The organism is Nocardioides sp. (assembly GCF_036503465.1).
Taxonomy (GTDB): Bacteria; Actinomycetota; Actinomycetes; order Propionibacteriales; family Nocardioidaceae; genus Nocardioides.
Window position 1 is genome coordinate 1 of record NZ_DASXWU010000104.1, and the last position, 14,672, is coordinate 14,672.

16 protein-coding genes are annotated in these 14,672 nt (G+C 71.9%); 4 read left to right on the forward strand and 12 right to left on the reverse strand.

Annotated features, from left to right (window positions below):
- The 3 genes from VGK78_RS19640 to VGK78_RS19650 form a co-directional block, all read right to left on the reverse strand.
- Positions 1 to 641: hypothetical protein (locus VGK78_RS19640; RefSeq protein ID WP_331529434.1), on the reverse strand; the 641-nt coding region annotated here is incomplete at its 3' end.
- Position 642: 1 nt separating this feature from the next.
- Positions 643 to 3,177 carry a DNA translocase FtsK gene (locus tag VGK78_RS19645; protein ID WP_331529435.1) on the reverse strand — a complete coding sequence of 845 codons (2,535 nt, stop codon included), beginning with the start codon at positions 3,175 to 3,177 and terminating at the stop codon, positions 643 to 645.
- A 68-nt stretch (positions 3,178 to 3,245) separates the two neighbouring features.
- The gene (locus VGK78_RS19650; RefSeq protein ID WP_331529436.1) at positions 3,246 to 3,752 is read right to left on the reverse strand and encodes a mycothiol transferase; all 507 of its coding nucleotides are present in this window, start codon (positions 3,750 to 3,752) and stop codon (positions 3,246 to 3,248) included.
- 46 nt (positions 3,753 to 3,798) lie between these two features.
- Between VGK78_RS19650 and VGK78_RS19655 the strand changes: the two genes are divergently transcribed.
- Together VGK78_RS19655 and VGK78_RS19660 are read left to right on the forward strand one after the other, a co-directional pair.
- Complete coding sequence (locus VGK78_RS19655; RefSeq protein WP_331529437.1) at positions 3,799 to 4,434, forward strand: lysoplasmalogenase; 636 nt, start codon at positions 3,799 to 3,801, stop codon at positions 4,432 to 4,434.
- Between the two features lie 121 nt (positions 4,435 to 4,555).
- On the forward strand, positions 4,556 to 5,173 hold the full coding sequence (locus VGK78_RS19660; protein ID WP_331529438.1) for a hypothetical protein: 618 nt from the start codon (positions 4,556 to 4,558) through the stop codon (positions 5,171 to 5,173).
- Between the two features lie 44 nt (positions 5,174 to 5,217).
- On the opposite strand, the gene VGK78_RS19665 is transcribed toward VGK78_RS19660, so the two are convergent.
- The 4 genes from VGK78_RS19665 to VGK78_RS19680 all read right to left on the reverse strand — a co-directional run bounded on the left by VGK78_RS19665 (position 5,218) and on the right by VGK78_RS19680 (position 10,099).
- On the reverse strand, positions 5,218 to 6,903 hold the full coding sequence (locus VGK78_RS19665; protein WP_331529439.1) for a ribonuclease J: 1,686 nt from the start codon (positions 6,901 to 6,903) through the stop codon (positions 5,218 to 5,220).
- Positions 6,904 to 6,925: 22 nt separating this feature from the next.
- On the reverse strand, positions 6,926 to 7,813 hold the full coding sequence (gene dapA / locus VGK78_RS19670) for a 4-hydroxy-tetrahydrodipicolinate synthase (protein ID WP_331529440.1): 888 nt from the start codon (positions 7,811 to 7,813) through the stop codon (positions 6,926 to 6,928).
- Between the two features lie 26 nt (positions 7,814 to 7,839).
- On the reverse strand, positions 7,840 to 8,946 hold the full coding sequence (locus VGK78_RS19675; protein ID WP_331529441.1) for a serine hydrolase domain-containing protein: 1,107 nt from the start codon (positions 8,944 to 8,946) through the stop codon (positions 7,840 to 7,842).
- A gap of 70 nt (positions 8,947 to 9,016) precedes the next feature.
- Entirely contained in the window at positions 9,017 to 10,099 is a 1,083-nt protein-coding gene (locus VGK78_RS19680) for a glucose 1-dehydrogenase (RefSeq protein WP_331529442.1), read from the reverse strand.
- Between the two features lie 111 nt (positions 10,100 to 10,210).
- On the opposite strand from VGK78_RS19680, the gene VGK78_RS19685 reads away from it, so the two are divergent.
- Together VGK78_RS19685 and VGK78_RS19690 are read left to right on the forward strand one after the other, a co-directional pair.
- Entirely contained in the window at positions 10,211 to 10,726 is a 516-nt protein-coding gene (locus tag VGK78_RS19685; RefSeq protein WP_331529443.1) for a pyridoxamine 5'-phosphate oxidase family protein, read from the forward strand.
- A complete protein-coding gene (locus VGK78_RS19690; RefSeq protein WP_331529444.1) occupies positions 10,716 to 11,045 on the forward strand; it encodes a VOC family protein in 330 nt (109 codons plus the stop codon). Before VGK78_RS19685 ends, VGK78_RS19690 begins: the two co-directional genes overlap by 11 nt.
- Positions 11,046 to 11,067: 22 nt before the next feature.
- Here the strand turns inward: VGK78_RS19690 and VGK78_RS19695 are convergent, their stop codons facing one another.
- Genes VGK78_RS19695 through VGK78_RS19715 form a run of 5 tightly spaced genes read right to left on the reverse strand, consistent with a single transcriptional unit; the run spans position 11,068 to position 14,642 of the window.
- Positions 11,068 to 11,994, reverse strand: coding sequence for an LLM class F420-dependent oxidoreductase (locus VGK78_RS19695; protein ID WP_331529445.1), 927 nt, complete (start codon positions 11,992 to 11,994; stop codon positions 11,068 to 11,070).
- Positions 11,995 to 12,021: 27 nt separating this feature from the next.
- A complete protein-coding gene (locus VGK78_RS19700; protein ID WP_331529446.1) occupies positions 12,022 to 12,909 on the reverse strand; it encodes a carbohydrate kinase family protein in 888 nt (295 codons plus the stop codon).
- A 2-nt stretch (positions 12,910 to 12,911) separates the two neighbouring features.
- Positions 12,912 to 13,832, reverse strand: coding sequence for a pseudouridine-5'-phosphate glycosidase (locus VGK78_RS19705; protein ID WP_331529447.1), 921 nt, complete (start codon positions 13,830 to 13,832; stop codon positions 12,912 to 12,914).
- Between the two features lie 28 nt (positions 13,833 to 13,860).
- Positions 13,861 to 14,235 carry a GntR family transcriptional regulator gene (locus VGK78_RS19710; protein ID WP_331529448.1) on the reverse strand — a complete coding sequence of 125 codons (375 nt, stop codon included), beginning with the start codon at positions 14,233 to 14,235 and terminating at the stop codon, positions 13,861 to 13,863.
- Positions 14,232 to 14,642 (reverse strand): hypothetical protein, encoded by a 411-nt coding sequence (locus VGK78_RS19715; RefSeq protein ID WP_331529449.1) that lies wholly within the window; start codon positions 14,640 to 14,642, stop codon positions 14,232 to 14,234. The genes VGK78_RS19710 and VGK78_RS19715 overlap by 4 nt, the downstream gene beginning before the upstream one ends.
- Positions 14,643 to 14,672 lie beyond the last annotated feature (30 nt).

The window sequence follows — 14,672 nt, forward strand, 5'->3', positions numbered from 1 at the left end:
AGTCGTGGCAGCGTGGGCTGAGTGGGCTGAGTGGGTTCGGCGATCGGCTCGGTCTCGACGACCGGGGTGCGGCCGTCGGCGAGCGCGCGGAGGACGGTGGTCAGGTCCGGAACGGCGCCGACGACCCGGGTCCCGACCCCGAGCGGGACCGCCAGCGCCGATCGGTGCAGCCGCCGGTTGAACCCCGCCGCGCGACGAGCACCGGGGTCGAGGTCCTCCAGGATCCGTTGCACGTAGTGGGTCCGGACCGTGAGCAGCCCGTCGCGCCACCAGGTGCTCCGGATCCGGTGCTCGACCTCGTGGAGACCGCCCCAGGGCAGTCCGACCCAGGTGCGCCCGAGCCGCAGCCGGATCCCCAGGTCGTCGGCCACGAGCAGCGGTGTGCGCGCGTCGACGAGCGCGGCCAGGTTCAGCACGCCGATCGCGCCGAGGACCGCGGCGAGGATCCAGTCCAGGACCCCACCCCCGCTCGCGGCGCGGGCGAGGTAGGCCACGCCGACCAGCGACGCGCCGGCGCCGAGCGCGGCGGCCAGCCCGGTGCGGCGGCGTACCTCCACCAGATGCTCGGGCGCGGCGACCGGGTCGCCGATCGCCTCCCGGACGGACTCGTCCGTCACGCTGTGGGTCGTGGCGTCGGTCATGTCAGGCCCCCATCTCCCCGTTCAGGGTGGCGATCACGGCGTCGATCTCATCGGGTTTCACCAGTACGTCGCGCGCCTTCGAGCCCTCCGACGGCCCGACCACGCCACGACTCTCGAGAATGTCCATCAACCGGCCCGCCTTCGCGAAGCCGACGCGGAGCTTGCGTTGCAGCATCGAGGTGGAGCCGAACTGCGTCGACACCACCAGCTCGACCGCCTGGACCACCAGGTCGAGGTCGTCGCCGATGTCGTCGTCGAGCTCCCTCTTGCTCTGCTGCGGGACGGTGACGTCCTCGCGGTACGTCGGCGACAGCTGCTTCTTGCAGTGCGCCGCCACCTGGTGGATCTCCGCCTCGGTGACCCAGGAGCCCTGGACACGCACAGGCTTGGACGCGCCCATCGGCAGGAACAACCCGTCGCCCTGGCCGACCAGCTTCTCCGCGCCGGGCTGGTCGAGGATCACCCGGCTGTCGGCGAGGCTGGACGTCGCGAACGCCAGCCGCGACGGCACGTTCGCCTTGATCAGGCCGGTGACCACGTCGACGCTCGGTCGCTGGGTCGCCAGCACCAGGTGGATGCCCGCGGCCCGGGCCAGCTGGGTGATCCGGACGACCGCGTCCTCGACGTCACGAGGGGCCACCATCATCAGGTCCGCGAGCTCGTCGACGACCACGACCAGATAGGGGTACGGCGCGACCTCGCGCTCGCTGCCCGGCGGCACCTTCACCTTCCCCGCCCGGACGGCCTTGTTGAAGTCGTCGACGTGGCGGAATCCGAAGTTGGCCAGGTCGTCGTAGCGCAGATCCATCTCGCGCACGACCCACGCCAGGGCCTCCGCGGCTTTCTTCGGGCTGGTGATGATCGGGGTGATCAGGTGCGGGATGCCCTCATAGGCGTTCAGCTCGACCCGCTTCGGGTCGACCATGATCATCCGCACCTCGTCGGGGGTCGACCTCATCAGCAGCGAGGTCACCATCGAGTTGATGAAGCTCGACTTGCCGGAGCCGGTCGCTCCGGCCACCAGCAGGTGGGGCATCTTCGCGAGGTTGGCGACCACGAACCCGCCCTCGACGTCCTTGCCGAGGCCGACCACGAGCGGGTGGTGGTCGGAGCGCGAGGTGCCCGACCGGAGGACGTCGCCGAGGGAGACGATCTCCTTGTCGGAGTTGGGGATCTCGATGCCGATCGCGGACTTGCCCGGGATCGGGCTGAGGATCCGCACGTCGGCCGAGGCCACGGCGTACGCGATGTTCTTCGACAGCGCGGTGACCTTCTCGACCTTGACCGCCGGCCCGAGCTCGACCTCGTAGCGGGTCACGGTCGGGCCTCGGGTGTAGCCGGTGACCTGGGCGTCGATCCCGAACTCCTCCAGCACCTGGGTGAGCCGGTCGACCACGCCGTCGCTGGCGCGCGAACGGGCCTTGTGCGGCGAGCCGGGACGCAGCACGTCGTTGCCGGGAAGGCTGTAGACGACGTCGCCGGACAGCTCGAGCTGCTCCATCCGCTCCGGCAGCGGGGTGTGCGGCGGGGCGACCAGGTCCGCGGCCGTGTCGGCCATCGGGTCGGGCATGGCATCGGTGACCGCCCCCGCCTGCGTCGAGTCGCCGCCGGCCTGGGTGTCGTCGACCTCGCCGCGCTTGCGTCGCTTCTTGAGCTCGCGATCCGTCAGCACCGGACTGTCGTACGCCGGGTCCCCCATCTCCGGGTCGTACTCGTCCTCGCCGAACGAGCGACGACGCCGGCTGCGCACGCCGTTCTCGGGGAGGTCGGACTGCTCGACCGGGGTGCGGCCGAGCACCCGGTCGCGGAACGCGGCCAGCTTGGCCGGCACCTGGTAGACCGGGGTCGCGGTCACCACCAGCAGCCCGAAGAAGGCGAGCAGGAGCAGCAGCGGCACCACGACGTAGGCCGTGCGGAGCAGGTCGAGGAGCAGGCTCGACACGACGTACCCGATCGCGCCGCCGGCGTCGCGAAGGTCGGACGAGTCGCCGTTGACGGGGGCCGGGTTCCCGGCGGCGATGTGGACCGTGCCGAGGACACCGAAGGCGAGCGCGACCCAGCCCACGACCTGACGGCCCGCCGGGCCGTTGCGCTCCGGGTCGCGCATGTTCCGCCAGCCGACCCAGACCAGCATCAGCGGCACCAGCCAGCCCACCTTGCCGACCGAGCCGGCGACCACGGTACGAGCGCCCGCCATCAGTCCGCCGGGCAGCTGCCACCAGACGGCGGCCGCGACCACCACGGCGAGGCCGAAGAGGAACAGGCCGAACCCGTCACGCCGGTGCTCGGGCTCCAGATCGTGGGCGGTTCTGCCGATCTTGCGGGCCACGGCCCCGATGGCGTGGGCGATCCCGAGCCACACCGCCGCCACCCCACGGCCGACGACGCCGAACAGGCGCAGGACCGGACCGCGCTTCCTGCGCGTGGACGCGCGGGGTCGCTTCTTCTTGGTCGTACCCCGGGAACGCGCAGAAGGCCGGGCAGACGACTTGGCCCTGCTCCGCGAACCCGGCGGGGAAGACGTACGGGTCGCCATGGTGACGAATCTAGGTCACCGTCACTCCAGTCACACGGACCACACGCCGCGCGCGGAGGGCCGTCTTGCTACCGACGCTCGAGGAGGCCCCGGACGTACTGAGCCTGGCCGAGGTGTGCGTTCACCTCGTTGACCACGCTGACCAGCCGGACGCCGAGGGTCACCGGGGGATCCCACGCCCTGTCAACGACGCGGTCGAGGTCGTCGGGCTGCAACCCGGCGACGTAGTCGGCGGTACGGCGCGACACCGCGTCGTAGTAGCCGGCCAGCAGGTCGCCGCCCACCTTGACCTTCCCGACGTCGGCGGCGCTCATCCCGTACCCGTGCTCACCCTCGTCGAAGGGCAGCCCGAACCGGTCGACCCACCCGTCGGCGGTCCACACCTGCTCGCTGCCGGCTACGCCAGCGACGTGGTCGTCCTCGATCCGGCTGAGGTGCCACACCAGCCAGGCGATGGAGTTGGCCTCGGGATCGGGTCGCCAGGCGAGGTCGTCGTCGCCGAGGCCCCCGACGACGTCGGGGATCTGCTCGCGGACACGGCCCAGGGCGTCGGTCAGGAGTTCGCTCACGTTCATGGGGTCACCTTGGCACGTCTGCCGATGGGCCTGTCATGCTGCCGCGGTGCAGGCGCTCTGGGTCGTCCCGGCGGTGCTCGCCCTCGTGGACTGGTACGCCGTCGGCCGCGGCGACCGGCGTACCGAGACGTGGGCGAAGCCGGCGACGCTCCTCGCCCTGATCCTGGTGGCGCTGGTCCTCGGCGGCACCGGCACCCCCGCCGGACTGTGGCTGCTCGTCGCCCTGGTGCTGGGGCTGGTCGGGGACGTGTCCCTGCTCGGTCGCACCGAGAGCCGCTTCCGGCTCGGGCTGGCGGCGTTCCTGGTCGGGCACCTGGCCTACGTCGTGTCGTTCACGCGGATCGGCCTCGACCCGGCCGGATGGGCGTGGGTGGCATGGCCGGTGCTCTTCGGCTGCCTGCTCGCCACCCGACACGTCGTCCCGGCGACGTTCCTCCGGGGCGGGCAGGCTCTGGCGCTGCCGGTGGCGGCGTACACCGTCGTGATCGGGGCGATGGTGATCCTCGCCTTCGACACCGGCGAAGCCCGGATCGCCACAGGCGCGGCCGTGTTCGCCGTGAGTGACTCGATCCTGGCCGTCGACCGTTTCGTCGCGCCGCGTCCGTGGGCGCCGGTTGCGGTGATGGTGACCTACCACGTGGGCCAGGCCCTGATCGTCGCCGGCGTGCTCGCAGCGACGTGAATCTCCGCCTCCGTCCCGCGCTCGTGACACCCGCGGCGAGCGCCTGTTTCCCGCATGAAGACGGGTCGGCCGGGGTACGGGCCAAGCGGTGGATTGTCCTCCTCGGAAGGAGTTGAGACACATGGTCGCCACACGGCACGAGTCCGAGCTGACCATGCACGACCGCTTGCACATGCCCCGCTCCCGCGGAGCGGCAAGCGGCCTGTTGATCGTCCTCTTGGGCATCTGGGGCGGCCTGGTCCCGTTCGTGGGGCCGGCGTTCGGCTACAGCTTCACCCCGGACATCACCTGGCACTGGACCATGGGGCGCCTCTGGCTCGAGGTGCTGCCCGCGGCCGCCACGGTGCTCGGCGGGCTGGCCGTGATGGGTAGCGCCAGCCGGATCAGCGGGTCGGCCGGAGCGTGGCTGGCCGCAGCGGGTGGCGCCTGGTTCGTCACCGGCCAGTGGTTCAGCATGCTCTGGAACGACGGCGTGATGCAGGCCGGTGCACCGACTGCGACGAGCAACCTCGGGCAGATCGCTGAGTGGATCGGCTTCTTCCTGGGTCTGGGCGTCGTGATCGTCTTCCTGGCGGCGATGGCGCTGGGCCGGATGAGCGTGGTGTCGGTCCGCGACGCCAGGTTCGCCCGCGAGCGCGCGGTGGTTGCCGACACCGAGCGCGACACCGCGATGGGCACGGGCACCGCCACGACCACGACCACGGGTCGCCGCGTCAGGGACGAACGCGACCCGATGTAACACCCCCCGATGTGGACCCACGAGGCATAGGAGGCACCCGCCTCCTATGCCTCGATCACGACCGGGATGATCATCGGCCGCCGGCGGAGCTCGCGGTTGACCCAGCGGCCGACCACTCGGCGTACCACCTGCTGGAGCTGGTAGGTGTCGTCCGTGCCGTCGCGGATCGCCTGGTCGAGAGCGTCGACGATCGGCTGCTTGATGTCGTCGAACGCGCTGTCGTCCTCGGCGAAGCCGCGGGCATGGATCTCGGGGCCGCTGGAGACCTTCCCGCTGACCGAGTCGATCACGACGATCACCGAGACGAACCCCTCCTCGCCGAGGATCCGGCGGTCCTTCAGGTCGGACTCGGTGATGTCGCCGATGTTGGAGCCGTCGACGAAGACGTAGCCGCAGTCGACCTTGCCCGCGATGCTGGCGACCCCGTCGACCAGGTCGACGACGACACCGTCCTCGGCGATCACGACGTTCTCGACGCCGGTCGCCTTCGCGAGGTCGGCGTTCGCCTTCATGTGCCGGAACTCGCCGTGCACGGGCAGCACGTTGCGCGGCCTGACGATGTTGTAGGCGTAGAGCAGCTCGCCGGCGCTGGCGTGCCCGGAGACGTGGACCAGCGCGTTGCCCTTGTGCACGACCTTCGCCCCGAGCCGGGCGAGGCCGTTGATCACCTTGTAGACGGCGTTCTCGTTTCCGGGGATCAGCGAGCTGGCGAGGATGACGGTGTCGCCCTCCTCGATGTGCACGAAGTTGTGGTTGCGCTGTGCGATCCGGCTCAGCGCCGACATCGGCTCGCCCTGGCTCCCCGTCGAGATCAGCACCTGCCGGTCGGGTGGGAGGTCGGCGAGGTCCTTGGCGTCGACCATCACGTCCGGGGGGACGTGGAGGTAGCCGAGGTCCTGAGCGATGCCCATGTTGCGGACCATCGAGCGGCCGACGTACCCGACCTTGCGGCCGTGCCGGACGGCGGTGTCGAGCACCTGCTGCACCCGGTGCACGTGCGAGGCGAAGCAGGCCACGATGATGCGCTGGTCGCTGTCGTGGAAGACCCGGTCGAGAACGGGGGCGATGTTCTGCTCGGACGTCGTGAAGCCGGGCACCTCGGCGTTCGTGGAGTCGGTGAGGAAGAGGTCGACGCCCTCCTCCCCCAGCCTCGCGAACGAGCGGAGGTCGGTGATCCGGCGGTCCAGCGGCAGCTGGTCCATCTTGAAGTCGCCGGTGTGCAGCACCAGACCCGCACCGGTGCGGATGGCCACCGCGAGGGCGTCCGGGATCGAGTGGTTGACCGCCACGAACTCCAGGCCGAACGGACCCAGGCCCAGGCGGACACCGGCCTGCACCTTGTGGTGCACGGTCTCCTGGAGCCGGTGCTCGCGGAGCTTGGAGTCCAGCAGGGCCAGGGTGAGCTCGGAGCCGACCAGCGGGATGTCGCCGCGCTCGCGCAGGAGGTACGGCGTGGCGCCGATGTGGTCCTCGTGCCCGTGCGTCAGCACCAGCGCCTCGACCTGGTCGAGCCGGTCCCGGATCGCGTCGAAGTCGGGGAGGATCAGGTCGACCCCGGGGTGCGACTCCTCGGGGAAGAGCACGCCGCAGTCGACGATCAGCAGCCGGCCGTCGTACTCGAAGACGGTCATGTTGCGGCCGACCTCGCCCAGCCCGCCGAGCGGATAGATCCGTAAGCCCCCCTTCGGCAGTGCGGCCGGCGTGGAGAGCTCAGGATGTGGGTGACTCAAGGGGTCTCCCTCTGGTTGGGGATCACAGCAGCGACGAGGCCTCGAGGCCGGCGCGGAGTGCGTCGACCTCCTCGTCGGTCAACGGGACCAGCGGGCCGCGGACGTTGCGGTTGTCGAGGACGCCGAGGAGCTGCAGGCAGGCCTTGGCGGTGGTGGCGCCGTAGTTCGGGACACCCATGATCGCGTTCGTCGCCGGCAGGAGGCGCTGGTAGGTCTTGAGGGCGGCGGTGGTGTTGCCGTCGAGGAAGTCCTCGATCATCGAGCGGATCTGGCGGCCCCCCGCGTGGCCGACCACGCTGACCACTCCGCTCGCGCCGTGCGCGAGCCAGGCGAGGTTGGCCGCGTCGTCGCCGCTGTAGACGGCGTACCCGAGCTCGAGGAGGCGTACGCCGCGCGCGAAGTCGCCGACCGCGTCCTTGACCGCGACCACGGTGTCGCCCTTGATCCGCGCGTAGGTCTCGAGGTCGATCTGGGTGCCGGTGCGCCCCGGGACGTCGTACAGGACCACCGGCGTGCCCGTCGCGGCGACGACCTGCTGGAAGTGGTGGAGCACGCCGGCTTGGCCCGGCTTGTTGTAGTACGGCGTCACGAGCAGGAGCGCGTCGGCCCCGAGCTTCTCGGCCTGCTGGGCCAGCTCGATGCTGTGCGCGGTGGAGTTGGTGCCGACGCCGGCGATGACGGTCGCCCGGTCGCCGACCGCGTCCTTGACGACGCGCAGGATGTCTCCCGCCTCGGCCGCGGACGTCGTCGGGCTCTCGCCGGTGGTCCCGCTGACCACGACGCCGTCGTGACCGTGCTCGACGAGGTGGTGGGCGATCGCCGCCGTACCGTCGAGATCCACCGATCCGTCGTCGGTGAACGCCGTGGCCATCGCCGTCAGCATCCGCCCGAAAGGCGCCGGGGACGTCATGCGATCAGGCTACCCGTGACCACCGGTCATGCCGTGCACGTGGCCGCGAGCTCCCGCCAGATCGACCGCGCCGGCTGGACGTCGTCGGTCATCCCGTTGGTGAGGACGACCAGGGTGACGCCGTCGGCGCGACGCGTTGCGGCGAGCGCCGAGAACCCTCCGTAGGTCCCCGAGTGGCCCTGCCAGGCAGCGCCGGACTCCGGGATGCGGAACGTGCCCAGCCCGTAGGTGTCCAGGCCGGGTTCCGCGGGTCCGTCGGCGGCGGCCTGGGCGCTGGTCACGGTCATCTGCGCGAGGGTCGGCTCTCCCAGGAAGGCGCCGCGGACGAAGACCGCGTCCAGGAAACGACCGGCCCCGCGCGCGGTACCGGCGAACATGCCGTCTCCGAACGGCAGACCGTACAGGTCCGTAGGGATCCCGATCGCCGGGTGGTCGGCGTTCACGTCGGCGTACGGCCCTCCGTCCTGCCGGCAGTACCCGTGGGCGAGGCGCGAGCGGGCCGACTCGGAACGCTCCGGGGTCAGCAACCCGTCTCCGAGGCCGAGCCGCGCGTCCGATGCCACGAAGCCCGCCCAGGCCGCCATCAGCTCGGCGGGGCCGCCGAGCAGACGAGCGAGCACCTCGGTCAGCACGATGTACCCGCCGTTGGAGTACGCCCAGTGGCGACCCGGCTCGACCGGCTCCCGGTACCCCGGCGCCAGCATCGACCAGGTGAACGGCCGGTCCGGGTCGTAGTCGCTGGTCTCGCCCGGCTTCTCCGGCGGCATCAGCACCTGGACCCCGGGCGACTCGTAGACGTCCGGGTATCCCGCCGTGTGAGCCAGCAGCATCCGCATCGTCACCACATCGGTGCCCGGAATCTCCCGACCGAGCACGGACGCAATCGGGGCGTCCAGGTCGAGGAGACCTCGCTCGGCACGATGGAGGATGAAGGTCGCGAGAAGCAGCTTCCCGACGCTGGCCAGGCAGAACACGGTGTCGTCGGTGACCGGTGTCCCAGCCGCGATGTCCGCCAGCCCGTAGACCCCGCTCCACAGCTCGTCGCCGTCGCGGAGAACCACTGCCTGCGCGCCAGGCACCCCCGCGCCCGCGGCAGCATGGCTCAGGGTCTCGTCCAAGCGGGACGCGTGCACCGGCGCACGCTAGCGCTCCCGCGGCACAACGACCAGGGCGACGCCGCGGGGCCGGCTGGTGGGGACGGCCTCAGCCAGCGGCAGCAGGCTGGTCCGGGGCATCGCCGAGCGTGATCACGACCTTGACGTCGTCGGAAGACGGGGCGTCGAAGGAGCTGGGCGCCTCGTCGAGCGGGACCTGGCGCGTTATCAGGCGGCGCAGCCACGAGACGTCCGCCGCGGCGAGCGCGTCCGCGGCGGCTTGGTAGTGCCGCAGGTTGGCGTTGACCGAGCCCACGACCACGTCGTTCTCGAGCACGAGGCTGCGGTTGAGCCCGCCCGCGTCGACCTCGAGGGTGCGCCCCGTCGGAGAGACCCCGGTCAGGCAGACGATGCCGTACGGCGCGTTCTCGGCCATCGCCTGGAACACGAGCTGGCCGACGCCCGTCGCCTCGATCACGACGTCCGGGCGTGCCTGCTGAGCGATCTCCGTGATCGAGGTGGAGTGGTACGTCGCGCCGAGGTCGCGCACGAGGTCGGGCTTGGGGCCGTCGGTGACCCGGTCGAGGACGTGCACGTCGAGGCCGCGCTGCACCCCGATCATGGCCGCCAGGAGGCCGATCGGCCCGGCGCCGGTGACCAGAGCGGTGTGCGGCTCGAACCAGGCCCGGGCTCCCACCCGGTCGACCTGCTCCCAGGCCTTCGCCACGACGCTGGTGGGCTCCAGCAGCACGCCGGCGAGCCCGAGGTGTCCTGCCACGCCGACGGCGTACTTCTCGGGCACCGTCCACTGCTCGCTGGCGTACCCGTCGACCTCCTTGATGCCCCGTTCGGTGTACTGACCGTTGCGGCACATGTCCCACTCCCCGTGCGCGCAGGCGCCGCAGGGCTGCGGGTCGGGCCGGCGGACGACTCCGACGACGAGGTCGCCGGAGGCGTGGGTGCTTCCCTCCGGCGCCTCCAGGACCCGGCCGAGCGACTCGTGCCCGATCACCAGCCGATCGCGGCCCTCGGGCGCCCATCCGTACTCGCCGCGCACGATCTCCTTGTCGGTGCCGCACACGCCGACCGCGACGCCCTCGACGAGCAGGTCGCCGTCTTCCCGGCTGGGGTCGGGTACCTCGTCCACCTTCACGTCCCCGGCCGCGCCGGGCTTGACCGTCAGTGCCTTCATCCGCCCTCCTGTCACCCCTGACTTACCCGTTCATCAGATCTCGCACACGTCTGAGCGGTCGCGGCCGGAGACGGCTCGACACGGGCGACCGGCTGCGGTCAGGGTGGCCGCATGGCCGAGGACGAGCTGGCGGAGATGGCGAGACGGGTGATCGACGGCAACCGGTACCTGGTGCTCGGCACCGTCGAGGCGGACGGGCTGCCGCGGTTGTCCCCGGTGTACTTCACGCCGGCGCGCTACCGGGACTTCTACTGGGTCTCGTCACCGGACGCGCAGCACTCGCGCAACGTGCGCGAGCGCCCGGAGGTGCGAATCGTGGTCTTCGACTCATCGACCTCGCCGGGCACCAGCGAGGCCGTCTACATGTCGGCGACCGCCCGCGAGCTCGCGGAGCACGAGCTGCCGGAGGTGCTGGACGAGGCGTTCGACCAGTCGAGGGGCGGTCGGCGGTTCGCGCCGGAGGAGCTCAGCGGCGACGGCGACCTGCGGCTGTACGTCGCGACGGCCACGGCGTACGACGTGCACGTGCGCGGAAGCCATCCGACGTACGGGACCGGGATCGATCGGCGGATGGCGACCGATCCGACGACTTTGCCCCCGACAGAAAGGAGTGGCAATGGCGGTTGAGGCCAGGGCCGTCGTGCTGAACGTCGGCAACGCCCGGCGCGCGGCGGAGTTCTGGCCGCAGGCGGTGGGCTACCGCGCCCAGGAGGGCGCCCCCGACTTCCTCGTCCCGCCGGACGGCGACGGGGTGCGAGTCCATCTCGACGAGACGGACCGCACGCACCTCGACCTGTGGGTCGACCGCTCGAGCTCCGACCTGGGGACCGAGGTCGAGCGGCTGGTCGGGTTGGGCGCCACACGGGCCGACTGGACCTATCCCGAGGACGCCGACTTCGTGGTGCTGGCCGACCCCGAGGGGAACCTGTTCTGCGTGATCGCCTGATGCCGGCTCGGGTGTCGGCGGGTCACACGTGCGGCATGACCTCGGAGGCGATCAGGTGGATCTGCTCGAGGTCGTGGATGTCGAGCACCTGGAGGTACATCCGCGTCGCGCCCAGCGCGGCGTACTGCCCGATCGTGTCGACGACCTCCTGCGGTGTGCCGGCGACGGCGTTGGCGCGGAGGTCCTCGGGCGTGCGGCCGATGGAGTCGGCGCGTCGGCGTACCTCCGCCTCGTCGGGTCCGACGCACACGGTGTGGGCGCTGGAGTAGACCAGCGCGTCCGGGTCGCGATCGATCTCCTCACAGGCCGCGCGTACGCGGGCGATCTGCCGCTCGCTCTCGTCCAGGCCGACGAACGGCAGGTTGAACTCGTCGGCGAAGCGCGCGGCCAGGGCCGGCGTCCGCTTCGCGCCCTTGCCGCCGACGATGATCGGCGGGTGCGGCTGCTGGAACGGCTTCGGGAGCCCCGGGGAATCGGTGACGGAGTGGCGCGAGCCGGCGTAGGAGAAGGTCTCGCCGTCGGGGGTGCCCCAGAGCCCGGTCAGGATCGCGAGGGTGTCCTCGAGGTTGTCGAAGCGTTCGGGCGCCGGCGGGAAGGGGATCGCGTACGCCGCGTGCTCGGCGTCGTACCACCCCGCGCCGACCCCGATCTCGACGCGCCCGCCGCTCATCTGGTCGACCTGCGCGACCGAGATGGCGAGCGGGCCGGGGTAGCGGAAGGTCGCCGACGTCAGCAGTGTGCCCAGCCGGATGGTGTCGGTCTCGCGCGCGATCCCGGCCAACGTGACCCACGAGTCGGTCGGGCCCGGATGACCGTCGACGCCCATCGCCAGGTAGTGATCCGAGCGGAAGAACGCCCCGAATCCCAGGCCCTCGGCCAGGCGCGCGATCGTCAGCTGGTCGTCGTACGTCGCACCCTGCTGAGGCTCGAGGAAGATGCGCAGCTCCATGCCGCCACCCTGCCACGCACAGCAGGGTCAGGCCTCGGGGCGGCCGCCGGTGGTGCGGCAGGCGGCGGCGGCGAGCGCGTGCCCGTCGCGCAGCCGGACCTCGGGCGAGACGTCCCGGGCGCGGGCGGCCAGGAAGCCGGCGGCGAACGCGTCTCCGGCGCCGGTCGTGTCCAGCTCCGGCCGGTCCAGCGCAGCGGCGGCCATCGTGGCCGTGGCCTCGCCGTTGCTCCATGCGGCCTCGCCCGATCCGGCGGTGACCACGACCTGGCGCGAGTCGGTCGCGAGCCCCCGCGCGAGGTCCGCGGCGGCACCCGCGCCGCCGACCAGCACCCCCGCCTCCCGCTCGTTGGCGAAGAGGTGTGCGTCCTCGGGCACCATCCGCAGGAACGCCTCCGGCCCCAGCTGCTGGAGCGGTGCCGCGGACGCCGCGCCGACCGACACCGTCATCCCGGCGGCCACCGCGGCGGACAGCGCGTGCAGGGCAGCGTCGCGCGAGTCGCGGAGCAGGGCGTAGCCGGAGACGTGCAGGTGGTCGCCGGCGCGGAACTCGTCGACGGGTACGTCGTGCTCGAGCAGCGACAGGTTGGCACCCGGGTCGGGCACCATCGTCCGCTCCCCAGAAGGAGCGACGAGCACGAGGCAGGTGCCGGTCGGCCGGGTGTGGTCGACCCGGAAGCGGACGTCGACGCCGAGCCGGTGCAGGCTCTCGACCTGCGACTGCCCCGCCGGGTCGTCGCCGATCGCCCCGACGAAGACCGTGCTCTCCCCCACCCGGGTCAGCCAGGCCGCCGTGTTCGCGGCCGAGCCGCCGCCGACGTAGGAGATGACGCCCGGGCTGTCCGACCCCTCCGCCAGCGGTCCGAACAGCCGCGCGACCACGTCGACCATCAGGTCGCCGAGACAGAAGAAGGTCACCGTCACGACTCCGTCGACGAGCTACGTGCGGCGTACGCCGACGCCACCTCGGCGGCCAGCCGCGCGTTCGAACGGACCAGCGCGACGTTCGCGCGCAGCGACTCGCCGCCGCTCTCGCGGTGGAACCAGTCGAGGAGGTACGGCGTGACGTCCTTGCCGTGGACCCCGTCGCGCTCCGCCGCGGCGAGGCCGGTCTCGAGGAGCCGGTCGTGGAGTTCCCGGTCGAGCTCGTCGTCGGCCGAGATCGGGTTGGCGAGGACCAGCCCCAGGCCGGCCGTGCCGACCCCTTCGCGAGCCGCGAGGATCGCAGCGACCTCCCGCGGCGACTCGACGCGCCAGCCGACGTCGTGCCCGGAGTCGTCGAGGTAGAAACCGGGGAAGCGGTCGGTCCGGTATCCCAGCACGCCGACACCCAGCGTCTCGAGCCGCTCGAGCGTGGCGCCGACGTCGAGGATCGACTTCACGCCCGCGCAGACGACGAGCACGCCGGTGCGCGAGAGCGTGGTGAGGTCGGCGGACTCGTCGAACGTGTCCTGGGCGCCGCGATGCACTCCGCCGAGTCCGCCGGTGGCGAAGACCGTGACACCGGCCAGGGCCGCCAGGTGTGCGGTCGAGGCAACCGTCGTCGAGCCGACACCTCCGCGGTTGGCCACCGTGGCCAGCTCGCGCACGCTGACCTTCACGGCGTCCTCGTCGTTGGCGAGCCGGTCCAGTGCCGCGTCGTCGAGCCCGACCCGCGCCTGACCGTCGATCACGGCCACCGTGGCCGGAACCGCACCGCCGTCCCGAACCGCCTGCTCGAACTCCCGCGCCAGGTGCGCGTTGTCGGGTCGTGGCAGGCCGTGGCTGATGATCGTGCTCTCGAGCGCGACGACCGCACGCCCCTCGGCGACGGCCTCACGGACCTCGTCGTGCACCAGCACCGGTGCTCCCCCTGGATGTCGATTGCCCTCAACTGCTCGCAGGCCGGTCGAACGCGCGCCGTACCAGCTCGAGTGCCTCATCCTGCCCGACGCCGAGGTCGCGCATCGCGTCGGCGTACCGCACGGCCGCCTCCTTGGCAGCCCGGTCCCCGGCGTCGCCGCTGACGACGGTGCCGTTCCGGCCGCGAGTGGTGACGACGCCGGCGTGCTCGAGCTCCCGGTAGGCGCGCGCCACCGTGTTGGTCGCGACGCCCAGTGCGTCCGCGAGGGCGCGCACGCTCGGCAGTCGGGTGCCGGCGGCGAGGTCGCCCGCATCGACCCGGTCCGCGATCTGGGTGCGGATCTGCTCGTACGGCGGGTGGGCGCCCGCCGCCTCGACGCGTAGGTGGAGCTCGACAGTCACCCGCGCAGCGTAGGGCTGGACCTGGGGTCCTGCGGAGCCCCGTGGACGACACGGACCACTCGGCCGCTGACGGAGTCGACGACGGTCCGATCGCCCACGGCCGCGCGGAGGCGCACCCCGACGTCGACCTTCGCGCAGCTCATGGCTCCGGCTCCGATGGCGCCGAGGTGCAGCCGGATCGTCACCGAGTCGGTCGTCTCGGTGGCGTGCAGCGTGCCGCCGCAGAGGATCAGCTGGTGCAGCCGGCGACCGTCCGGGGTCAGGTAGATCGGGCCGTGCCACGCGATGTCCTGGGCGCAGCGCCCGCCGGCGGGCGGCGGGCAGGTGGTCCGCGGGGTGGCGGTCGCATGCCCACCGCAGCCGGACAGCGCAGCGGCCAGGAGGACCACGGCGAGCAGACGGCGCATGCGGATCCGACGTACTGGTGCGTCGGGCGG